Source organism: Micromonospora sp. NPDC049089 (assembly GCF_040648775.1).
In the GTDB taxonomy this organism is placed as follows: Bacteria; Actinomycetota; Actinomycetes; order Mycobacteriales; family Micromonosporaceae; genus Micromonospora.
Map to the genome: position 1 here is coordinate 20,592 of NZ_JBEZEH010000008.1, position 22,028 is coordinate 42,619.

Genomic DNA, 22,028 nt, shown 5'->3' on the forward strand with positions numbered 1-22,028 from the left:
ATGTCGCGCACATAGGGTCACTCAGTGTTCAGCGCGGCGCAAGCACGAACACTGAGATGCGTAGATGCGGGAGAAGCTCACGATGACGCACATGCGGACAACCGTTTCGTCCGCATGCTTGGCATTCACTCCACCGATTCGATGGGCGAGTGTGGAGACGGACCTGGCTAGTCGTCAGATCCGCATCTGACTTGAACGAGCGCGGGAAGTTGCAGTGGAGCAGGAGACCGTCCCGCCGCCGTGATCTTGATAAACGTCGGCTGCGTCCTCGGCCTTGCACTGCGCGAGCGGTCACGCGGATCGGCATCCGTGCATAGGGCTGGGGTATCCACGTCCCAGCGGGTTAAAGGAGCCACCAGCAGCTCGGACCTGACCTCTCCCCACATCCCGGAGGATGAAATGTCCCTCACGACGTTGTTCGACGAGGTCACGGTCAGGGAGATGATGACCGCCTGGCCGACCAAGCCGGAGCTTCACAAGCTGCCCGACGACAGCAGCGTTCTCAATGTCGTCGACGCGGAACTCATCAACGGTTACCTCGACACCGGTACTGCACCCCCAGAGCAGCTCATCGTGATCAAGGACGGGGCAGCGCTCCACCCCCGGGCATACACGACGGGCGGCTACGTTGACCCTGGCAAGATCGCGAAGTGGCGCGGCCGTGGCTATACCGTTCAACTTCGCAACCTGCACCGCTGGTGTCCTGCGGTGCACGCGATCTGCTCGGCCATCCAGAACGAGACCGGATACGGCTGCTACGCGACCGGCTTCGCCACCCCGGCAGGGGCGCAGGGTCTGTATCACCACTGGGACCAGAACATGGGCCTGATCTACCAGATAGCCGGCCGCAAGACCTGGCAGATCTGGGAGCCAGGAGTCGAAGAACCTCACAACGAGCAGTTGGCGTCCAACACCTCACCGGGCAGCGACGTCATCGACCGCATGAAATCGATGCGCCCCGACTTCGAGTTTGACCTCGTTCCCGGCCAGGTCTTGGTGCTGCCGCGCGGCTGGATGCACAACCCCCACGCTCGTGGCCAGACGGAGGACAGCGTCCACGTGACCTTCGTGGCCCGCGAACTCACCGGCTATTGGATCGCAGGAAAGCTGGCCCAGGCCGCGCTCGCCTCGACCGCGCTGCGGCGCGTAATCCCGCCCGCGAGCATTGTCGACCCCGTTGCCTTCACCGGGCAGGTCGCCGGGGCGCGCGACCAGCTCACGCAGTGGCTGGCCAGCGTCGACGTCAGCGCGCTGGCCACCGAGTTGCTCCAGGCGGCACGCACCGAGCCGAACGTCGACTACATCTCCCACGCACCGCGACCCCGCCCCACCGACCCCCAGCAGGCCCGCTGATTCGGGATTTCCCCGGCGCATCAGGCGCCGGTGATCCATAACCCAAGGAGGAGTCGTGCCCCCCACGACCGCAACGCTGGTTCAGGCCGAGAAAGACCCCCAAACCCTCGTCGACCCGGAGACCTTCGACAAGCTGGCCCTGCACTTCGCCGCCGTGCAGGAGGTCACCAAGACCTACGCTCGGCGGGCCGTCGGGCAGGTGCTGCTCATGCTGAGGGCGCACGCCGACTCGCAGCACGACCCCGACTTCGGTCGGCTGCTGCCCGACGGCCGGTCCTACCGGGTCGTTCCGACCGAGCCCGTCGACGCCGCCTGGCACGTTTCGCTGCAACACACCGAGGCATACCACGCCGCCTGCGAGCAGATTGCGGGAGGCTTCGTGCACCACGTGCCGATCCTGACGGAAGGCATGGCGGACGGCTCCTCCCTGGAGTACACCAGCCAGGCCCTGAAGGCGACCGGCTACTACATCGACCCCGAGTTCTGGGATGGCGAGGCGAAGTCCTGCTGCCCGCCGAACCCGGGAGTCTGAAAGGGCTACCTGACCGATGCGCATTGACTGGACCGCGCTCCCCGAGGCCGTCACCAAAGAGGTAGCCGACCGGGCCGGCGGATCTCAGATCATCCCTGCCACGACCGGTGACCACGCGGAGATAGCCGCAACCGTCACCGGGACGAACGGGAAGGTGTTCGTCAAAGCGGCCCATACCGACTTCGGCGTCCGGTCACTGCGCTTCGAGCGGCGGGTGAGTGAGGCCATCTGCGGGCCTTACTCACCCGCCGTCGAGTGGCACTTCGAGGCGGCTGGTTGGCTGGTGGTGGGCTTCGAGCACTGCGACGGCCCGCATGCTGACCTGTCCCCGGGAAACCCTGATCTGGATCTTCTCGGTGAGGCACTGACGGTGCTAGGTAAGACACCAGCACCCGATGTGCCGTTGTTCAGTCCGAAGGCGCGGCTCGGGTTCGAGGATCCGACGATGGACGGCGACGCGCTCGTTCATACCGACCTCGGCTCGGCAAACCTGATCGTTACCCCGCACGGCCTGCGGATCGTCGATTGGGCGATGGCGACCAAGGCCGCGCCGTGGGTCGAGCTGGCCATGCTTACCCAGTGGCTGATCAGCGCCGGACACACCCCCGAAGGGGCCGAACAGTGGCTAGCGCGACACCCCGCCTGGGGGCTGACCGATCCAGAGGTATTGGACTGCTTCGCGACGAAGAACGCGAAAAAGTGGGCGTCGAAGTCGGCCGGGTCCACCGCGGCTTGGATGCATGACCTCGCGGCCTGGACGTCCCAATGGGCAGCCTATCGGTGCCAAACTGGCAAGACCGCGTAGCGGACTATGTCCCACCACTGACCCTGACCGTGCGGAGCGCACGGTCTTTGCGGGCGTGTTGACCAGCACTCGGTCGCGCTTCGAAGTTCCTCGGCCCCCGCTACCTGAGTAGTGGAGCCGAGCCTCGCGTGCTGCCGACCGTCGATCTAAAGGCGATCGCATCACGGATTGGGCGCGACGAGCTCGGCCAGGGCCGGTGGGGGCACCTCGCGATCCAGCACGTCGTCCTCGACCCGCTCATGCGCCTCGACGTCCACCCGATGCTTGGCCGCGGCCGACCGCCGGTCGGGAACCGGGGTCCTGTGCTCCGGGCAGGCTGCTGGGCCGGGAAAACGAGGTGTGGGGAACGTGAGTGAATGAGGCCTACTCCCTGCCACCCCAGGTCGCGGCCCTCCGGGCCCTCATAGCTCGGGCGATAGAGCATCGGTTTCCTAACCCGAGGCTTCGCTTGTGGCCGCAGGGTGATGACCTGCGGCTTTCCGTCTTCTGCCTGCGTTTGCCGGTCGCAGCGGGGCCTTGCTGTGATCGCTTGCTAAAGATCAGTAAGGCGTCGTTCGCCATGGTCTAACCGCGAGCGGAGGACCACGGTGGACAGTGCCTCGTTGCCCCTGACCATGCGATGGAACTCTGACTCGAGCATTCTGATCCGTAGTCCGCACGGATCAGATGCTCTTACTTTCCGTGACTCGTCCGGTCGTGGGTGTTGTTTGGCGGTTGTTCGTGCTGATGAGGGCCGTAGAGTTATGCCTGGTCAGCGGCAGGCGGATGTGACGCGTGTTGAAGCGTGTCCCGAGCACGAGCGCCTGGTTGGGGGCGTGCTGATTCTTCTCGCTCCGTACCAGTCAGGTGCTGAACATCCGAGCACCATCGGAGCACCATCGCGCTGGGTAACTGCCGTTGCGAGTTACTCGGGTCGACCCTTCTGCGACTTCGCCTGGCGTCGTCGCCCGGCCCGTGCCCGCCGTGACGGCCGACCAGATGGTGGCGGCATACGCCGTGAGCCGCCCGAGGGCACCGGAGAGCAGCGTCGACGCGGCCGCCGATTCTCGACGCTGCTCGTGGTCGCCGGTGCGCGTCGCCGTTCCGGTTGGCGATCACCCGTGAGTATGCGATGCCGTACCTGGTATTGGTTGAACCCCGTGATCAAACGTATGTTCGTCATCGTGGTCTCGATCATCGATGTGGTGGAGAACTACGCGGGCCGCGACGGCCGCGTGGACTTCTCCCGGGTACCCGGCACCGAGTTGATGGCGTTCGGCGAGGAGGTCCGCCGCTACTGCGACGCGGCCGTCGCCGCACCGGCGCGTGAGGCCACCTACCTTGGCGGATGGCCGTCGGCTAACCCGTTCTACGTCGAGTCCAGCGATCTGATCCTGACGTCTCTGCTCTACGCCCGGCACGTCGTCGTCCGTGATCCGATCTCGGACTGGTTCTCGGCCGACCAGTACTACCTGGAGCGTCCGATGGCCGGGCGGCCGGGATACCTGAGCGAGGACGGCCGGGCGAACGTCGCGGAGACGCGCGCCTTCCTCGGCAATGCCGTACCGGGATTGCTCGCTCTCAAGCCGCTGGTCGAGCGCGGCATCGTCAGCATCGTCCCGGCCGCTGCGCTGCACCGACGCGAGGACGCGCAGGTGCGCGATCTGATCGCCGCGATCATGGAGCAGATCACCGATCCCTACGCCGTAACGAGCCGCTTCTCCCCAGCTGACGTGGCGACGGCGGACAACCTGCGAGGAACGTTCGTCTTCGCCGGAGGTGACCGGGAGACGCAGCTACGTGCCGCCATCAAGCACGGCGTGCGTTACTTCGCACGGGAGTTTATGTTCGCGTCGCAGACCGGTGCGACGTACTGTGCCCCATTCCCGTTCGAGGAGTTCCTGTGCGATCGGGTGGGTGCCGGCCTCGCCCCCGCTGAAGCACGGGTGGCCCAGTTGCTGATCGCCTCGGACGTCCCGATCTTCCACGGTCTGAACGCGAAGGTGGTTGCCGCCGTCCACGACGACGACAACTTCGGCGAGTTCCGCCGCCAGCTCTACGAGACGTACGGCGAGCTGCCCGCCGCCCCGCCGCAGGAACGCACGACGTACCTGCGCGACCGCGAGGATGCGACGTTGCGGCCACTGGTCGACGCCGCCCGCCGGGACGCCGACCGGGGGGCGCTGTCGCGCATCGGCGTCCGGTACGGCGGAGACGCCTTCGCCCTCGGTGCCGGCATCGTCGCGGAGACGATGTTTCCCACCGGCGGCGCGGCTGCCGTCGCCACCACCACGATCATCGAAATGGTCAAGCGGAAACTCGAAGCCGGCCAGAACCAGACCTCCGCCACCGTTTGGACGACACTGGCGCGGCACGGTCGCCGGGCAGCGCGCGAACTGCCCGCCCGTGACCAGCCGGCCATCCCCGGGCCGGACCAACCGGGTGACCGGAACTGGGGCATCCCGGCGGAGGCCGGCATGAACGTTGTCGTCAGTTCCGGCTCGATGCTGGTCGACTTCGTCCCCGGCGGGCCATCGGTGGACGGGAACGCCTCGACGTACCAGGAGGGACCGTACCGGCCGTGCGCATGTGCCAGCGGTCGCAAGTACAAGTTCTGCTGCGCTGGCGTGGCATAACGGCTGCACCTGGGATAACCGGGTCTCGAGCTGAAGTGGTCTTCGTTACTGGTGCTGGGCCTCGTGCTCGGGCTCATCGCCGGACTCGTCCGTCCCCCGATCTGTAGAGAGAGTCGATCGGTGCAGGTGGCGGCGCGGTGTCGTCGGCGGATAGGCAGCCGACGGCACCCGGAAGCGCCGCCGGCGGCCTGTCACTTCTCGTTGCGGACGCCCTTGTGCTGCTTCGCGCTGCCGTTGAGGATGCGGCCGGTGGTGGTGTCGTGTTTGAACCAGGTCGTGCCGACCTTGAACTCACTACGCTTCTTGACCGCGCCGACGCGGTGTCCACGTCCGGTGTTTTTCGCCATGTCTCTCACCTCCTTCCAATGTCCGTCTTGCTCGACCGGCGGCTTCGCGCTTGCCTGGCCGACGTGAGTCGGCTGATGACGGCCACCTTGATGTCCGTCGATGATGGCGTCGTGCCGGGTCACGATGTGGGTGTGTCATTGAGCTTCGCGACGGCGGTCTTCATGTGGTTGAACCGCCGCAGTCGACGCATCCAGGGTCGCGATCGCCCGTGTGCCGCGGGCCGATCTGCATGCCGGGCCGCTTGGTGGTGCCGAGCAGGTCGATGTCGAGCCAGGCGGCGGGCGGGCGCGCACCGGCGAGCCAGGCGACGAGCTCAGTGAGGGCGGCGTTGACGGCGAGTCCGTTGAGGTGGACGACCAAGGCGGCTGGTCGGTGACGGTTTCCGGGCCTGTTCGGGGCTGTGCTGGAACTGTCGGAGGTGCCGTCTAGCCTCCCTGAGCAGAACGACCTGGAGGGAGCTGCTGTGTCGGGCCAGCTGGAAGAGGTGCTCAGGCATCGCTACATCTACGTGCCGCGTGGCACCGAAACGGACACGATCCAGCCTGGCAAGCGGCTCGGCCTTGCTGTAGCGCGCGAGCGCAGCGCCCATCTGACGGTCGTAGCGCCCGACAAGAACTCGGCGACTCACCACCCCGAACTCGCCAAGCTCGACATCGTGACGGAGCGGAGCGGCCACCCACAAGATGGCGGCGTGGTCCTTGCCTGGTGCCCGACCTACAAGGTTATGGAGAAGATCCAGCGCCTGGATCGGAGCGTGGTGGTGCTCGTCGAGTGGATCCCTAGCGAGTTTGACGCTTGGGCGAGGCTTCGTGGCGCGTACAACGTCGTCACTGGCGAGGTCATGGGCGCGGGTCTGAGCGCCGAGATCTCGGAGGTGTTGGAGGGCATCGTGTCCGAGGGATACAACGGCTGGACCAAGGGCACCGATGAGCTGGTGACCCTCAGCTTCCTCAAGGATCTCGCAGCAGCTGGTGCCTACGACCGCGAGCTGGTGCTCGCGTACGCCCGACAGTCCAAGTCCGAGCACACCATCGAGAGGCTTAAGAAGATCCTCGACAAGTTCGAAACGTCGCAGAGGTCGCTGGTGACCACACCGGACTCGGATTACCTGACCAGCCGCAATTGGTAGGTGTACCTCGATGACCTTCACATCGCTCCATCGCTACCTCGGCGATCCGTCCGGTCCGCTCACAGGCGAGATGATCGACCGCGCCATCGCTCAGGGCCTCCGCGAAACGGACGACCTGGACTGGAAATCCGAGCTGCCGCCGCTCGGCGCGATCCCGAACTCCGACTTCCCCAAGGACGTTGCTGCCATGGCCAACAGCGGTGGCGGCACACTGATCTTCGGCGTCACCGAAGCACAGAAGACAGCCACCGGACGCAAGGACACCGGCGAGCTGACTGAGGTCTATGAGCGCGGCCTGCGCAGCGCCGCCGTGACGGCGATCAGCCCGCCGGTCTTCGGGCTCGAGGTACTTCAGCTCGGCGAACCGGGCAACCAGTGCGTAGTGGTCGTGATCCCACCCAGTGTCGACGGCCCGCATCTGATCTACAAGAAGGAGTACTTCGGCGCACCCATCCGCAACGACGCAGACACCGTCTGGATGAAAGAGCGTCAGATCGAGGCGATGTACCGAGCGCGCTTCGACGAACGCCGGCGATCCACCGAGGTGCTCGACAAGCTCTACGCCGAGTCGGCCGCCATGCGCTCACCCGACAGCCCCGCCTGGATCGTGGCAGTAGCGCACCCGCGACTGCCGTCGGCGCTCACGAACCGGCCAGATCAGACGGCAGCCAGGATGGCGTTCGAGGAGGCGAGCAAGAACGCCCTCGTCTACGTCGGGCGAGGCAGCCTGCACCCGATTGAGAACGTCGACCGGAACAACCCCCGCCCCGGGCTCCGCCGATGGACGGCTAGACCCATGATCGACGGCGACAGCCAACGCTGGAAGGAAGCCTGGATCAGCATCCACGACAACGGCTCAGTGAGCCTCGCGGCAGCGGTCGGCGGTCACCGGCGTTCGAGCACGGAGTACAACGATGACCATGTCGTCGAGTCGCGAGACGTCGAGGTGGCGATCGCAGACTTTATGGGCCTGATCCGTGAGGCAAGCGACCGTCTGGGACTCGGTGAGTACGAGGTCAGGGTCCGGTTCGAGTGGAACAAGACCGAGCGGCTCCAGATCTGGACCACCGACGGGATGAACTTCTCGTACGCGGGCAGCACCATTCCCCTCGCCCAGTACACGCCCGTCGAGGTGACGGTACGAGCAGACGCGGAGTCGGCAGACTTTTACCAGCAGGTGTACGACCTGGCGCTTGACTGCTTGAACCAGGGTGGCATCGCCCACGTGCAGACAGTGACCCGCCCGCGTCTCCGCTCGTCACGGCTTTGATCGTGTGGGGCGGCCCAAAAGGGCTGGAACCCCTAACCATCTGATCCGTAGCGTCCCCGTCGCCGCTACGGGAGCAAGCCGACCACCGATCGGCGGCTACCGCACGCCCACCGACTCGCACCAGACCGGAATGATCAACCATTGGAGCCTTTCCAAGCTGATCTTGCAGCCCACGGGTGTTCAACCTTGACCCTCTGTTCGGGCGGGTTCCGAAACCACGAGTCAGTTTCAGGCGGAGCCGACAGTTCGGTTCGTTCTTCCGAGCGGGCTGCCATATACGGCCGTGTCCAGCTCCATCGAGTACGCCGTCCCCCTTACTGTCGGGTGGTGCAGCGATGGGATTCGCTCAATGAGCGGCAGCTCGACCTGCTTCGCCGGATCCACGGCGGCGATGACCTCAGCGGCCCGGACGGCGTCGAGTACCGCCGGTCGGCGTGTGCGCTGCAGGACCGGAACCTGGTGACGGTGACACGCAAGGCAGGGGTGTGGAGGGCGTGCTCGACCGATGCCGGTCGCTTCTACCTTGAGCATGGCCACCATCCCGATCATCCGGACCACCGTGCTTACCTCCCGCGCTCCGAGGCGCCGGCATCCGGCGGCATCGCCGGCGGCGCTTCGTCGGCGGACCTGCTGCGATCGGCTCGCGAACTGCTCGACCGCCTACAGCACGAGGGCGGCATGGTCCGTATCGAGAGTCCCGACAGTGGAACGCGGGCCCGGTACCGCCGGATCATTTACGCGTTCAAGCAGCAGGGACTTGTGCCAGCGGGTCACCATCTGCGCCACACTGGCCGCGACGCCGGCGACATCGTCATCCGCCTCTACGCCGACGCCGGCCCGGACGAGACCGACTGGAACCGGATCCGGCTCAACACCCGACGTGTCACCACCGACCCGCATCTGGCGTTCAGCGCCCTCGAAGCCGATCCGACCAACCTCGCCGTCAGCCCGGACCTACTGCCCCGCGCGTTTCTGCTGATCCGGCACCTCGCCTGCGAGGCGGCCCGGCGTGGGCACCGGCTCGGGGTCAACACCAAGGCGAAACACCCGCGGGTGATCCTCCAGGCCGGGCAGGTCCGACGCACGGTCACCCTGACCGAGGAACGCGACCAGGTCCCGCACGACCCCACCGCCGAGGAGCTGAAGGTGCTGCGCCTGCGGCCGTGGATGAAACCCGCGGAGTTCGACGTCGTCGACTCCGGCAGGCTCCGCTTGGAGATCGCCCGGGCCGGACACGACAACCGGGACACCTGGACAGACACCCCACTCGTACGTCTGGAACAGCGCGTAACGCAGATCATCCAAGGGTTCGAGGATGGCGTCACCGCCGACGAACAGCAACGGCGGGCAGCCGAAGCCGCGCGGGAGAAGGCCGCGGCCGAACACCGGCGGCGGCAGGAGGAAGCCGCAGCCGAGCGCAGACGGCAGGAGGCGGCCACCCTCGCCCAATGGCACGCCGCAATGGCCGACGCCCGCATCCGGGCCGCGGACAACATCCGCGCGGAAACCTTCCGCAACGCCAACCAGGCGTGGACCACCGCAACTGACATCCGCGCCTTCTGCGCCGCCCTCGAACAAGCGGCCCAGGGGCGGACCGGCACCGGCGGATACCTCGCCAGCTGGGTCGCGTGGGGCAGGATCGCCGCCGACCAGATCGACCCCACCCGCAATCCCCGCATGCTGGCCGACATCAACTACAACCCCGACCCCGGACCCGACGACCTGCGCCCGTTCCTCGGTGACTGGAGCCCCCACAGGCCACGCAAGGAACACCGCCCCGATCACGACCGACAGGCCCACGCCGGCATCCGCCAACAGCCGGAATCGTGGCACTACGGGCTACTCGACCGCGGCGCCTGAAGTGCATCCACACCTCAACCGCCACCACAGCCCGGCCGGATGCGCACGAGCCCGCGCCGGTGCGACCCGGTCGATCGGGATCAGCGTGCCGTTCAGGATCGCGTACGCCAGCAGCAGGATGCGTCGCATCGCGGTGTCTAGGTCGTCAGCTATCAAGCTGAGCAGGGCTATCGCCTCTTGGACGTAGCGCCAGGCGGCGGCAACGCCGATGGCGAAGTTGGCCGCGAGCCGGGTGTGGGTGTCGCCGCTACGCAGATGGGCCAGAGCGAGCAGCGCCTGCCGGTCGGGCCCTAGGCGTCGCCGTCGGGACCCGCGCTGCTGACGGTGGCCGCGGATGCGTTCGGCGAGGTGATTCAGTTCGGCTGGACAACGGAATCGTGGCGGCGTAGGCCAGTATGTCGAGGCTGCGGTCGGGGCTTCGAGTCTCGGTCGACAGCTGTCCTACCTGGAGCGTCGCACTCATCGATCACCGGGCCTGCCATACCCGCCCTGCGCTGCGAGACCAGCTTGGAAAAGGCTCCCTGATGACCTTCGTGTCTTGAGTGCGGCAACTGCACCGATGCTGATCGACATCGACGAACGGTTGACGGACGTCTCCACCGAATGTTCTTCATCTCAGTCTGAACGACACGACCTGCGCGAAGGCTGGATCCCATAGTTGCAAGAGAGTCGCGTAGTATCTATATCCTGCTGGCCGATAGACAGGGATGGGCATCGTGACTCGGCTACAGGTCACTGGAATTATCGCGACAGGCATCCTGAGTGCCAGCATCGGCGTGGTTACCAACGTCCTAACCGAAACCCCGTCACTTGCCTGGGGGGTCACGCTTGTCACGCTAGTACTGTTCTCAATCTCGCTTTCGGTCGGAACGCGGTTGCTTTCAGAACGCGATCGATCGTCGGGCGTGAAGGATGATCGAGCGAGCCCAGTAGCAACGGAGCCGCCGACCGTATCCACGCTGGTGTCTGGCAAGTACAACTCGGTGACGACGTTGATCGGAGATCGTCATGGGATTCACGCGGCGGGTATCGCCCTAATTATTGCCACCACGATCGGGCTGCTCCTAACGGGATTTGGGTTGTTCGTCTATTTCGACAGAGAGAGTCCACGCAGCACGGCATCTTCGTTGACTGGGGCCCCGGATCCTTATCACTACGTTGCTTTCGAGGGTATTCACCTGTCCCGGAAGCAGGACTGCGACGGACTCTTCGGACTCTGCCTGGGGCAGCCCGTCTCCCTGGCTATCGAAGCCTTTGGCAGGGAGGCGAACGGGTTTCCTCAGTCGACCCAGCCGAACAAGTTCAGCAAAGCGACGCAGTGTCATCGTTGGCAACCACTGAGGCTTGACACGGTAACCATCTGTGATGCCAATGGCTCGATAACGTCAATCGAATTGCACTCCGTTGCTGCGCGGGACATCGCAATCGCCGCGCCATCTGACCTGATAATCCGTCTACCAGGTAGCCTCGATCATGCGGCTAAGGAAATCACCGCAGCTGTCGGGGCGGAGCCTTTTGAGGCCTCGGTAGTGATCGGCGATGGTGAGACTTTGGTTTCTCTCGCTTGGTTCTTCCCGCCGCCCGTTTCTGGCAGTCCTGACGTGAAGATCGGCATCGTAGGGCGGATTCCGGGTTTCCCGGAGAAAATGCCGACGCCCTGCAAGGGTGAATTAACCATCTATTCCTTCAGCGATGTTCTGGAACTGAGTGATAACGTGGCTCTGGCAGGGGTGGAGGTTAGCGCTACTGTGCCCGATGACTTCTCGAAACCCAAATGCTCGCCCCAGGTCGTCAAATGCGCCGATCAGGCTTTCCCTCTCCCCCCGAATACACGAGCGACCTCTGCTTTTTGTTCCGATCGTTACGCCCTCGTTCAAGTCCAGGGGGAGGTCGGCGTGAAAGGAACCGAGACACACCTTTATCAGGCCACATCCGACGGCGAGTGGTCCTTCATCGTTTCCGGCTCGACCACCCACGGGCGCATTACATGCGCAGACCTCGACAGCAAGGGACTCGACACTTATATGGTCCGCAGTATCTTTCCCCAGTACGACTTTCTCTGCTAGGCCGACTCAAGCTGCGCTTGATCGCCTTCTCCTAAACCATGCTGTTCGACGAGGGCGGCTCCGGATCTACGACGTCTCGTAACCCTGACATCTTCTAACCCGACGCTCCGTTGTATGTCCGCAGGATGATGACCTGTGGCTTCTCTCTTTCCGGGCCGCTCACTTGGGCCGCATGGTCATGTCGCTGTGATCGCCTGCTGCAGTTCAGCGGCAGTGAGATCGTCGGCCTCGACCGCACGGTCGAGGGCCGGTCAGGAGGCGGTCGAGGCGGCGCAGCCAGTCGCGATGGCGGCGTAGTGGTCGGCGAAGTCATCGGAGTGCTGTGCGCCATAGTCGATGAGCGGATAGTTGCCGGTGGCTGCCGCCGATGGTGGTGTGCTGATTCAAGATTCGATTGCGCGTACATCGTCGGTCGCCGATGACCGACAGCGGCGAGGTGCGCATCTGCGGTTCGGCGACCGTCGCCAGATCCTCGAGCACGACGACGGCGGGCTATGGTGGCCGAGGTTGGCCGGAGAATCCGAAGCGTCGGCGGCCGGCGGGTGCCCCAGGCCTCCGCTTCGCTCGACGGCCCGTCCGAGGCCGGTCAGGAGCGCCGCCGTCGCCCGAACCGACCGGTCCCTCTGGGATCGCCGGTCGGCGCTCGTGGTGTTCCCCGTCCCGCCGTTTCGTCGTGTTGCCGACAGAGCGCAACCTGCGCAGTCGATAGCGTCAGCTGTGCTGTCACGAAGTCACTGTCCTCGATCCAGGCCGGAACGGTGCGTCTCCCTGCTGCGTGCCTGCGTCGTCGGTCTGTCGGTGCTCGCCCTCTCAAGCGCCTGTGGCTGGTGGTCGTCACCGTCCGCGCCGAAGCCGGACTCGCCGTCATCACCGGGCCAGGCGGCACCGTCGGCTATCGCCCGGCAATTGGTCCCGCTGCCGCCGTACGGCGACGGCTTCAGCAGCGGAGGCGAATACGTCCAGGTCGCGGGCCTGGCGGATGGCCGGCGTGTCAACGATGCGCTACGTCAGCTGGTGCTCGAGGACATGGCGCTCGCGCAGCAGTCGGCGCCGCCGAAGGCGCTTCGACCGGATGAGTACCCGGGTGAGTACGTGATCAGAGGGGCGGCCGCCGATCTCGCGGCAACCTCCTCGTTCGTCAGCGTAATGATCCCCGCCTCGTTCGGGCTCCCGAATGGCAACCCGCAAGCCTACTGGCTTGCGTTGACCGTGCGCGTGCCGTCCGGAGAGCCGGTGCGGTTCACGGACCTGCTCGCCGATCCCACCGCGGCGTTCACGACACTCGCACAGGTGGTCAAGCGACGGCTGCGCGCAGATCCGTGCGTCGGTGAGGACTTCGACCGGCTGCCACCGCACGCCGAGTGGGACACGGCAGAGCCATATAGGGACTTTGCACTGATCGACGGCGCCCTGGTGCTCGGTTACGGCAAGTATCAGGTGGGGGCCGGTGCCTGCGGCAGCGTGCGGGTCGTGATCCCATGGTCTGAGGTGAGTCAGCTCATGACCAAGGAGACACTCGGCTGGATGGCGTCGCTGCCGCAGAACACTCAGTCGCCGTCGAGGTAGAAACGTCCTCCGGATTCAGTGTAAGTGACCTGGTACGACGTTGCCGTTCCGGTCAGACTGAACTCGGCGTCCTGAGGGACGTCGTCAGGTTGAGCGTGAAGCTGTCCGTCGGCACCCAGGTAACCCTGGGCGACGTTCCCGGAGCCGTCGATGTACTGCACGACGAAGATCCATCGGTAGCTGTTGGCCTTGGCCGATGCGACGATCCGGAGGTTCTCGCGTTCCTCGACGCTGACTTCGAGATCCTTCTGGTCGAAGTACGGCTGGCCCTGGCTCATCAACTCCCGTGGCGGCGTGTCGAGGTCCACCTCCACAGGCCGCGCCAACGGGTCTCCTTCACAACTCGTGCGCAGTGCGGTGCCGTCAAGAACGGGGGAGACCCTGAGCCGCTCGATCTTGACGTCGAGGATCCTGGTCGGCGTGCGGGACATGCCCGTGAAGATGACTTCCACGGTGATCGTGTCCTGGGGCGAACCTCTATGTGCCCGGAGGAAAGCCTCCATCTCGCCGTCATCGCGAACCGAGAGTGCGTGCAGGTCGGCGGCTTGAGTGCGCGGATCGAGAGCCTTGGCGAGAGCGTAGTGCTGGCCGCACTTCGGTTTGATGTGGATGCCCGCGGTAAAGGCGCTTCCTGGTTTCGGTTCGGGCTCGGGCGGTGCGGAGACGAACCAACCGCCGATGTTGCTGCCGATCGCGGTGACGATGGCCATGACGAGGGCCGTCGCCAGAGTTCCGATCGCCGTCAAGGCCTTGAACGACAGTCGCCGCATCCCGCCTGTCGGTCCCGCGACGTCGCTCGCGCGGCCGGTTGTCCGGGGCGAGCGACGGACAGGCGGCTGACGGGCGGATCTTCGTTTGTTCACAGTCGGCTCCTAACGCCGCGGTGCGGCACATCCGGGGCTCACGGCGTGATCCGCCAGGTTGTCGGCAACGATCCCACCGATTGCAGGCAGGACATTCCTCCGGCCGAGGGTGGTAACGCTGGCGACGCAGCGGCCGACCGCAAAGGAGAGACGGATGCGTGGCACCCGGTCGACCCCGGTATTGGTCTCATCCCACCGCCACGCCGTGTGCCGGCCTTCGCCGACAGCGGCCGTCGTGGCGCCTCCCCGCATGCCCTGCTGGGAGGCGATGTCTGGCGCGTCATCGGCGGTCTCGGACAGCCAGTTCACCTCGACGGTCACCTCGGTCCCCTCGATCGAGGGTGGCAGGTACCGGCATCGGGACGGTTTAGGCAGCGTGGCGCCGGGAGCATCGAGCGGAATGGGTCTCACCACGGGCGCCACACCGAACGCTGACCGGTATCGGGCGGCGGACAGCAGTCGGCAGGCGTCGGGCCAGTCGTCCGCTCGGACAGCGGTACCGAGATAGCCTGTGACCTGGCCGGTAACGCGCACCGCTGTCAAGCGGCGTTGGTCGTACGGCCCGTACGCCGCGTAGACCGTGCCGTGTGGGCCGACGCCGACGAGGTCGGCGTCTACCCATGCGGCTGCGGAGGCTGTCATGTCGCCGGTGCGGGCGTCAACCAGGGTGAGAACTGAGGGCCACAGACCGTCCACGGAGCCGATTAGGTACAGCCTGTCGCCGACGGCGTGCTGTACGGGGTGGGCGTTGCTGGCGTTTTTGACTGAAGTGAGCGGCAACGGTCTCCTCCATGCCCTGGCGCCAGTCTGCGGGTCCATCGCGCTCAGCGTTGCGCCGTCGTCGTCGCTCCGGTAGATCAGGTTGCCCGCCGCCGTACCGACGAAGGTCCCCGCCCCTACGTCGAGCGGTAGCTTTGCACCGGTGAGTGCCGTGAAGCGTTCGACGTCGTCGCCGCGGATCTCGAAGACGGCGTCGTCGTCGAGCGTGGCCATCGAGGGCTTCAGGGCTCCGTGAGTGGGGTCCGCGGGATCAGCGGCGTCCGGATCCCACGGCAGGGCCCGGCTCCATCGCTCGGCGCCCGACGTGCCGTCGAGAACGTACAGCCGCTGTTCGCCGGGCCGACAGGTGGCGACGACCCCGATGAACATCTCCGACGCCGCGGTGTCATACACCCGGCAGCCGTCGGGCGTCGTCCAGGTCCATCTCGTGGAACCATCGCTGGCCGCGACCGTGTGGACGGTGCGCGTACAGTTCACCACGAGGATCGGTCGCGCGCCGTAGTCGATGTGCAGGCGATCGCCGCAAGCACCGCTTGATCGCCACTGCCAACGCGCGGCTCCCGAGTGGGCATCGAGGGCTGAGATCACCGTGTCTGTCTGCAGGACGACCACGTCGCCAACCAGATGAGGGCTCCACCCCGTGTCGGGATCCGCCTGCCACAGGGACCGCCCGTCGGCGAGCCGTACCGCGGACACAGGCGCTTCGCCGGAGTAGAGCCTGCCCGCGAGGAAGCCGGTGCCGTCGACCGTGCTGCTCAGCGTCCCGTCACGGTTCAAGAGCCAGTCCGCGTTGACTTGCCGGCGCCACCGCACGAATCCGCGGTCCGCATCGACGATCTGGACGCGAGCGGTTTCGTCGAGGCCGGTCGCGAAGTCCGTGAGCCCGATACTGCCCGTGGCCTGATCGATCGCGAACGCGTGAAAATCGCCGACCGGCAGATCCCAGGAGACCTGTAGACCACCTACAGGCAGTGGGCCGCGCGAGGCGGCGGATTCGGCCGCGCTGCCGGTGAAGTCGTCGGTGGTCGATGGTCCCCGGTGCGGGACCATGAGGACCGCAAGTCCGGCGCCCACGAGACCGAGTACCGCAACGTAGATCGCCGTTCGAAAGCGTCGCGTTCGAGCGACCGTCCATGAGGGCACGACTGGATTTAGCATCGCTCGCTGTGTCCGCGCAGGGTCGTAGTCGGTCTTCTGACAACTGATCGGTCGCGGCCGCCTAGGATTGACGTCGACCGTCGGACGGGTCAGCGTGCCTCTGCGTCGGCTCTTCCTTCTCTGACTTCGTAGTCTTGAAGGACCGACGCGAATGGCCGTCTCTCACCTACGCAACACGCCTATCACGGGCAAGTTGTACACCGCTCCCGTGAATGCAACCCCCGATATCCCCTGGTGCGCGCGCACGACGCGTCGTGGCGTAGACCCTCGACTCAGCCGAGTGTCGTAGCCCGCTCATATACTGGCGGTGCTATCGAAGATCGGGGTGATCGACGGTCGGGCGATCGCGCGACCCCATCGGTAGTCAGCGGTTGGGCGGTGTCGCGGGCGAGCCCGACAAGCCGGGTATACGAGGGAGTGTCAGGATGAGACGCGAAGAGATCATCCCGAGCGCGGCGAGGTTGACCAACTCTCTGCGGGACCTCGGGTACGAGTTCTCTAGCGCGGTCGCAGACCTCATTGACAATAGTGTCGCCGCTGGAGCCGGCAGGGTCAGCATCACGATCCATTTCGACGGCCCGGACTCCTGGATTCGGATTGCCGACGACGGCGCTGGCATGACCGGTGCGAGCATCTCGGAGGCGATGCGGCTAGGGGCAGCGCGGGACTACGGCGAGGGTGACCTTGGCAAGTTCGGACTCGGCCTCAAGACTGCCAGCTTGTCCCAATGCCGGATTATCAGCGTAGCCAGCCGTACTGCAACGAATCGTCGCAGGATTGAGGCTCGGCGGCTCGATCTGGGCCACGTGACGGAGACTGACCGATGGGAGATCCTGCACCTCACTGGGGCCGAGCGCCCGGAACCGCTGATCGCCCCGCTCAAGGAAGCGACGGGGACCGTGGTGATGTGGGAACGCCTCGACCGCGTCCTGAGTTACCGTGACCCCTGGGGTGGGTGGGCGCAGCGCCATCTGATGGAGCTGGCCGAGCAGCTCGAATTCCACCTTGGGATGGTCTTTGGACGCTTCCTGTCTGGACAGGCTCGGCGGCGCAAGCGACTCCACATCACCATCAACGGGACGCCGGTCGAGGCGTGGGATCCGTTCGTGCGGGCTGAACCGAGGACTGAATCGCTCCCGGTCAAGGAGTTCCGGGTGGCCGGCGGACTGGTGAGGTTCAGCCCATTTGTTGTTCCGGCGCAGCGTGAGTTCAGTAGCGATGCTGCATGGCGGCGGGCCAGCGGCCCGCAGAACTGGAACCGTCAGCAGGGATTTTACGTCTACCGCGCGGACCGCATGATCCAGTCCGGTGGTTGGTCGCGGATGCGTACCCAGGATGAACACGCCAAACTAGCCCGGGCATCGCTGGAGTTCTGGCCCGATCTGGACGAGGCTTTCGAGATCAACATCTCGAAAATGCGGGTACGGCTACCAGAGGACCTCAGGGATCAGCTGAACCGACCGGTCGCCGAGCTGGTTAAGAGAGCGCAGGAGCGCTACCGCGGAGGCGACAAGAGCAGGTCCCCTCGTCCTCGGCCGCCCTCTGGGTCGCCACCCCCGCCACCGCCCTTTAGGAGTGGTGGGGTTCCTACCCCGGTCGACGGAGAGCGGCGGAGCGCCGGACCTGAGGAAGCCTGGTCCGCGACGGCCCCGGCAGGTGGCGGCGGCAACGGCAGCGGAGCCTTGAGTCCGCCGTCAGGCGGACCCGGCGGCCAAGGGTCCCCGGTGACGTTGGCGCGACCAACCGCCGTTGCCGCCCTACAACGGGCGGCCGAGCGTGCCGGACACTCGGACGCACTGGAATCGATTCTCGACCAGCTACGACGAGACGACCCGGAGGTAGCTCGTGAGCTCGGCCTCTGAGCGGGCGGCGCAACACTCGCCCGAAACCTACCTGCGGGCCGTACGCGCCGTGATGAGTTCCGGTCTGACACTGGAACAGGCATTGGCCGGCTTTGTGCCGGAGGAGCTGCGGGACGAGGTCGGCCGGCGGTGGAACGCCGATAGGGTGACGCTTGAACCGGTCTCAGTGCTGTCCAAGGATGGGCCCCGTGCATGGTTCGACAGCTACGACCCGGCTGCCGGCTACTACTGGCCGAGACTGCGTGAATGGCTGCTGGTCGAGAAGGGACGAACTGAAAGTTCCATCGACGCGATCGACACGGCGACCGACAAGATCCTGTCAATGCTCGAAGACCCCGGGCCCGGCGGGTCCGGCAGCTTCCAGATCCGGGGCCTGGTCGTCGGCTATGTACAGAGCGGAAAGACCGCCAACTTCACCGCGCTGATCGCCAAGGCGTACGACGCGGGCTACCGTATCGTCATCGTGCTCTCCGGAATCCATAACTCGCTACGTCGGCAGACGCAGTTGAGGCTGGAGGACGAACTGGGCCTTGCTCCGGACGAGGCCGGCCGTCGCGGAGTCGGCGCCCCCGAACACGGGCGCCAGATCATCCGCATGACCGGTGCGGAGGTCTGGCAGGACTTCCACCCGGGCACGGCAGATGCCAGTCTCCTGCAGGGCAATGTCCCGCTGATCTTCGTAATCAAGAAGAACGCGAGCGTACTGCGTCGCCTGGTCGGCTGGCTCGAGGAGCGGCAACCGGTCAGCACACCAGTGCTCATCATCGACGACGAGGCCGACCAGGCCAGCATCAACACCGGCGGGAACCGGCAACTCCTCGAGGAAGTTGTCGACCTGGTCGCTGAAGACGTCGATGCCGCCGCAGACGGTCTGGACCTGGTGTCGGCCCAAACCCAGGCCGAAGAGATCAATCCCTCGGTCATCAACGGGCTTGTCCGGCAGTTGCTGCACCGTTTCAGGCGGGTCAGCTACGTCGGATACACAGCCACCCCGTTCGCCAACGTTCTGATCAATCACGAGGCGATGGACCGAGAGGTCGCCGAGGATCTGTATCCGCGGGACTTCATCGTCTCCCTCCCCCCGCCCCACGGCTACTACGGCCCGGAACGCCTCTTCGGACGTGAGGCGCTGGCCGGCGAGGGCGGCGAGAACGTCGAGGGGATCGACGTCATCCGTAGGGTACGTGACCATGAGGCCCGCCTGCTCACGCCGGCCCGGGGGGCACCTCCGGTGAACGCCCTACCGCAAAGTTTCGACGACGCACTCGCAGACTTCATCCTCGCCACGGCGGCCCGCGACACCCGCACCGGCGGCTCACCGGCCTCTGCGATGCTCATCCACGGCTCCCAGTACACCTACCAGCAGGACGCCATCGCGGCGCTGGTCCGCGAACGGCTGTCCGTGCTTCGGCAGCGCTGGCGCTACGACAATGAGCACGCCGCACCCGAGTTCCAACGGCGTTGGGAGGAGCATTTCGTTCCCGTCACCGGTGCCATCGCGGCGGACCGGCACCTCAAGTTCTCCGAGATTGAGCCGGCAATTGCCCGTCTTTTTCGTGGGGAGCTTCCCGTCCTCGTTCTGCACAACAGATCGACGGATGAACTGGATTACGAACGCAACCCGGATCTGCGTGCGGTGGTCATCGGCGGCAACAAGCTGTCGCGTGGCCTGACGATCGAAGGCCTCCTCGTTTCGTATTACGTGCGTAACGCCAACTACTTCGACACTCTGCTGCAGATGGGCAGATGGTTCGGCTACCGCGAGGACTACGTCGACCTGACCCGACTGTGGACCACGACCGACCTCAACCAGCGCTTCCGAGACCTGGCCACCGCGGAGGAGGATCTCAGACGCGAGATCCGGCTGTACGAGATTCTCGGAAAGACCCCGCGCGACTTCGCTCCCCGGATTCGGGCGCACGAGACGATGCGCATCACTGCGCCTAACAGGATGGGCAGCGCACGGGAAATCAGTTACGACTTTTCAGGCACGTTGTTCCAGACCATCCTCTTCCAAATTGACGACCAGGACTGGTTGCGGCATAACCTCGATGCGACGCGCCGATTGCTGGGCAGGCTCGGACCGCCGAGCGCAGTGGGCCCTGACGGCCTGCCCGCGTGGAGAGACGTGGACTGGCGGGAGATCGAGGAGTTCCTCGGCGACGCGGGATACCGGACAGCTCCCGGCTCCCAGCGTTCAAGCTTGGCCCTCCGCGAATACATCGCGATACAGGCCAAGCACCGCGAACTTGTCCGGTGGAGGGTTGCGGTCCGCGGCCGGCAGAACATTGACACCGTCCTGGGCAGCGAGGATCTGCACATCCAGGGCTTCGGACCGGTGGCCTGCATCAGCCGCGCCCGCGATGGGCACTCGGAAACCAGCATCGGCACACTCGTTAACCCGGTCAGCCGCGGCAACCCTGGCGCCGGTGACGAGGACATCGGCCTGGGCGACGAGGACCGGAAATGGGCAGCGGCAGCCGCAGATGCCCTCGATGTGAGCTATCCCGTCGCCCTGCGCCACCGGCGGCCACCCACGGAGGGACTGCTCCTGCTCTACCCGATCAGCGCATACAGCAAGCCAAAGGAATCGACGTCGTCCGGCGAGCGCAAGGGGCCACCTAAGCAGCCCTTGTTCGACAACCCCGACGAGCATGGCGAGACAGTCATAGGAATGGCGATCAGCTTTCCGGCTTCGGAGAGCCCGGCCACTATCCGGTACGTCGTCGGGTCACCCGGTCCGGTCACCGGATGACCAGCGATGCCGAGCAACGGCCAGGCTCCCCGGAGGGTCTGGAGATCCTGTGGCGCTCGCTGCCGACTCCGGCCGGGCTGCTCCTAGAGGCGCAGCGTGTCGCTGAGTGGCCGGGCGGGCCGGTGCTGGCTGCGGTCGATGCAACCGGGCGACGGCATCTGTTGATCGCGCTCCCTGCAGCCGACGCCTTCCGCGCACCCCGAGCCAGCCGCGGCCTTCGTGCTGAGATCCGCCGGCTGAAGGTCCACCGAGCTGACGAGAACACCTGGATAGACCTCAGTTGCCCCGAGCCCGCCCTGCAGAGGCTGTTCACGTCCTTTGCGGAGGAGGTCGTCGGCACACTTGCTGCTGGCGCGTCAGCCAACCCGGATCCGATCACAGAAGCGGCGGAGCGATGGCACAAATTCTGGTCCGTTCCCACTGACGGCCTCAGCCTTGACGCCCAGGTCGGACTGATCGGCGAACTCTGGTTGCTCACCCGATGGCTGCCGTCACTCACCCGAGCTGCGGTCCGATCGTGGCAAGGGCCACTCGGAGGGAGGCACGACTTCATCGGCTCCCGACTGTCGGTCGAGGTGAAGACGAGCGGATCTCTGACCGGACCCACCCTCCACCGGATCAGGTCACTCGATCAGCTGGCCCCACCCGTATCCGGCGTCCTGTACCTGATGTCGCTTCGACTGGCCGGTGATCCACTGGGCGAGATCACCCTCGACGACCTGATCCGGCAAGCGCGGGCGATGGCCGAGCACGACGACCTCCTCGCCGATGAGCTCGACCAGCGCCTCGCCTCAACCGGCTGGACACCAGCCGACCTGGGTCGCTACGACAGATCGTGGCGACTGCTCCACCAGGCTCTCTACGAGGTTAGCGAGGGGTTTCCGCGACTGACCTCCGCGTCTTTCCCCGGCGGCCTGCCCGTCGGAGTCACCGATGTTGGGTACACGCTCGACACCACCGCTTGTGAAAGCTGGCTTGTGGCGGATGAGCCAGGGGCGACCTCCCGGCTGTCAGCCCTCGCTCTCGTTCAGTGACGTGCCAGCCGGCCATGTGGGGCGCTCCGATC

16 protein-coding genes and 1 pseudogene are annotated in these 22,028 nt (G+C 65.7%); 12 read left to right on the forward strand and 5 right to left on the reverse strand.

Features of this window, described 5'->3' with window-relative positions; all coding sequences use genetic code 11:
- Positions 1 to 399 precede the first annotated feature (399 nt).
- From AB0B48_RS03060 to AB0B48_RS03075, 4 genes are all read left to right on the forward strand, one after another.
- Positions 400 to 1,353: a cupin domain-containing protein gene (locus tag AB0B48_RS03060; RefSeq protein WP_357195070.1), complete on the forward strand. Its 954-nt coding sequence runs from the start codon at positions 400 to 402 to the stop codon at positions 1,351 to 1,353.
- 55 nt (positions 1,354 to 1,408) lie between these two features.
- Complete coding sequence (locus AB0B48_RS03065; protein WP_357195073.1) at positions 1,409 to 1,885, forward strand: hypothetical protein; 477 nt, start codon at positions 1,409 to 1,411, stop codon at positions 1,883 to 1,885.
- A gap of 16 nt (positions 1,886 to 1,901) precedes the next feature.
- Complete coding sequence (locus AB0B48_RS03070) at positions 1,902 to 2,690, forward strand: phosphotransferase (protein ID WP_357195076.1); 789 nt, start codon at positions 1,902 to 1,904, stop codon at positions 2,688 to 2,690.
- Between the two features lie 1,139 nt (positions 2,691 to 3,829).
- Positions 3,830 to 5,305 (forward strand): hypothetical protein, encoded by a 1,476-nt coding sequence (locus AB0B48_RS03075; RefSeq protein WP_357195079.1) that lies wholly within the window; start codon positions 3,830 to 3,832, stop codon positions 5,303 to 5,305.
- A 191-nt stretch (positions 5,306 to 5,496) separates the two neighbouring features.
- On the opposite strand, the gene AB0B48_RS03080 is transcribed toward AB0B48_RS03075, so the two are convergent.
- Positions 5,497 to 5,775: a hypothetical protein gene (locus AB0B48_RS03080; RefSeq protein WP_357195081.1), complete on the reverse strand. Its 279-nt coding sequence runs from the start codon at positions 5,773 to 5,775 to the stop codon at positions 5,497 to 5,499.
- Positions 5,776 to 5,812: 37 nt separating this feature from the next.
- A complete protein-coding gene (locus tag AB0B48_RS03085) occupies positions 5,813 to 6,013 on the reverse strand; it encodes a hypothetical protein (protein WP_357195084.1) in 201 nt (66 codons plus the stop codon).
- A 103-nt stretch (positions 6,014 to 6,116) separates the two neighbouring features.
- Here AB0B48_RS03085 and AB0B48_RS03090 point away from each other — a divergent pair, with 103 nt between their 5' ends.
- The 3 genes from AB0B48_RS03090 (at position 6,117) to AB0B48_RS03100 (ending at position 9,912) form a co-directional block, all read left to right on the forward strand.
- Positions 6,117 to 6,782, forward strand: coding sequence for a hypothetical protein (locus AB0B48_RS03090; RefSeq protein ID WP_357195086.1), 666 nt, complete (start codon positions 6,117 to 6,119; stop codon positions 6,780 to 6,782).
- A 10-nt stretch (positions 6,783 to 6,792) separates the two neighbouring features.
- Positions 6,793 to 8,052: an ATP-binding protein gene (locus AB0B48_RS03095; RefSeq protein WP_357195088.1), complete on the forward strand. Its 1,260-nt coding sequence runs from the start codon at positions 6,793 to 6,795 to the stop codon at positions 8,050 to 8,052.
- A gap of 327 nt (positions 8,053 to 8,379) precedes the next feature.
- The gene (locus AB0B48_RS03100) at positions 8,380 to 9,912 is read left to right on the forward strand and encodes a hypothetical protein (RefSeq protein WP_357195090.1); all 1,533 of its coding nucleotides are present in this window, start codon (positions 8,380 to 8,382) and stop codon (positions 9,910 to 9,912) included.
- Positions 9,913 to 9,972: 60 nt separating this feature from the next.
- Here AB0B48_RS03100 and AB0B48_RS03105 read toward each other — a convergent pair.
- Positions 9,973 to 10,309: pseudogene (locus tag AB0B48_RS03105) on the reverse strand (transposase family protein); the annotation flags it as partial.
- A gap of 319 nt (positions 10,310 to 10,628) precedes the next feature.
- Between AB0B48_RS03105 and AB0B48_RS03110 the strand changes: the two are divergent.
- Together AB0B48_RS03110 and AB0B48_RS03115 are read left to right on the forward strand one after the other, a co-directional pair.
- Positions 10,629 to 11,978 carry a hypothetical protein gene (locus tag AB0B48_RS03110; RefSeq protein WP_357195092.1) on the forward strand — a complete coding sequence of 450 codons (1,350 nt, stop codon included), beginning with the start codon at positions 10,629 to 10,631 and terminating at the stop codon, positions 11,976 to 11,978.
- 906 nt (positions 11,979 to 12,884) lie between these two features.
- Positions 12,885 to 13,544: an RsiV family protein gene (locus AB0B48_RS03115; protein WP_357195094.1), complete on the forward strand. Its 660-nt coding sequence runs from the start codon at positions 12,885 to 12,887 to the stop codon at positions 13,542 to 13,544.
- On the opposite strand, the gene AB0B48_RS03120 is transcribed toward AB0B48_RS03115, so the two are convergent.
- Positions 13,526 to 14,407 (reverse strand): hypothetical protein, encoded by an 882-nt coding sequence (locus tag AB0B48_RS03120; RefSeq protein WP_357195096.1) that lies wholly within the window; start codon positions 14,405 to 14,407, stop codon positions 13,526 to 13,528. The two genes, AB0B48_RS03115 and AB0B48_RS03120, sit on opposite strands and share 19 nt — an antisense overlap.
- 9 nt (positions 14,408 to 14,416) lie before the next feature.
- Complete coding sequence (locus AB0B48_RS03125; protein WP_357195098.1) at positions 14,417 to 16,330, reverse strand: PQQ-binding-like beta-propeller repeat protein; 1,914 nt, start codon at positions 16,328 to 16,330, stop codon at positions 14,417 to 14,419.
- Positions 16,331 to 16,770: 440 nt separating this feature from the next.
- Between AB0B48_RS03125 and AB0B48_RS03130 the strand changes: the two genes are divergently transcribed.
- The 3 genes from AB0B48_RS03130 to AB0B48_RS03140 are packed head-to-tail and all read left to right on the forward strand — an operon-like array spanning position 16,771 to position 21,996.
- Complete coding sequence (locus AB0B48_RS03130) at positions 16,771 to 18,207, forward strand: ATP-binding protein (RefSeq protein WP_357195100.1); 1,437 nt, start codon at positions 16,771 to 16,773, stop codon at positions 18,205 to 18,207.
- Positions 18,191 to 20,962 carry a Z1 domain-containing protein gene (locus tag AB0B48_RS03135; RefSeq protein ID WP_357195102.1) on the forward strand — a complete coding sequence of 924 codons (2,772 nt, stop codon included), beginning with the start codon at positions 18,191 to 18,193 and terminating at the stop codon, positions 20,960 to 20,962. The genes AB0B48_RS03130 and AB0B48_RS03135 overlap by 17 nt, the downstream gene beginning before the upstream one ends.
- Positions 20,959 to 21,996, forward strand: a complete 1,038-nt coding sequence (locus tag AB0B48_RS03140) for a PD-(D/E)XK motif protein (protein WP_357195105.1) — start codon at positions 20,959 to 20,961, stop codon at positions 21,994 to 21,996. The genes AB0B48_RS03135 and AB0B48_RS03140 overlap by 4 nt, the downstream gene beginning before the upstream one ends.
- Positions 21,997 to 22,028: the final 32 nt, after the last annotated feature.

What these genes read in the sequence shown, in the direction of transcription:
- AB0B48_RS03070 (WP_357195076.1), top strand. Translation starts at nt 1,902, where the DNA reads ATGCGCATTGACTGGACCGCGCTCCCCGAGGCCGTCACCAAAGAGGTA.
- AB0B48_RS03095 (WP_357195088.1), top strand. Translation starts at nt 6,793, where the DNA reads ATGACCTTCACATCGCTCCATCGCTACCTCGGCGATCCGTCCGGTCCG.
- AB0B48_RS03140 (WP_357195105.1), top strand. Translation starts at nt 20,959, where the DNA reads ATGACCAGCGATGCCGAGCAACGGCCAGGCTCCCCGGAGGGTCTGGAG.
- AB0B48_RS03130 (WP_357195100.1), top strand. Translation starts at nt 16,771, where the DNA reads ATGAGACGCGAAGAGATCATCCCGAGCGCGGCGAGGTTGACCAACTCT.
- AB0B48_RS03060 (WP_357195070.1), top strand. Translation starts at nt 400, where the DNA reads ATGTCCCTCACGACGTTGTTCGACGAGGTCACGGTCAGGGAGATGATG.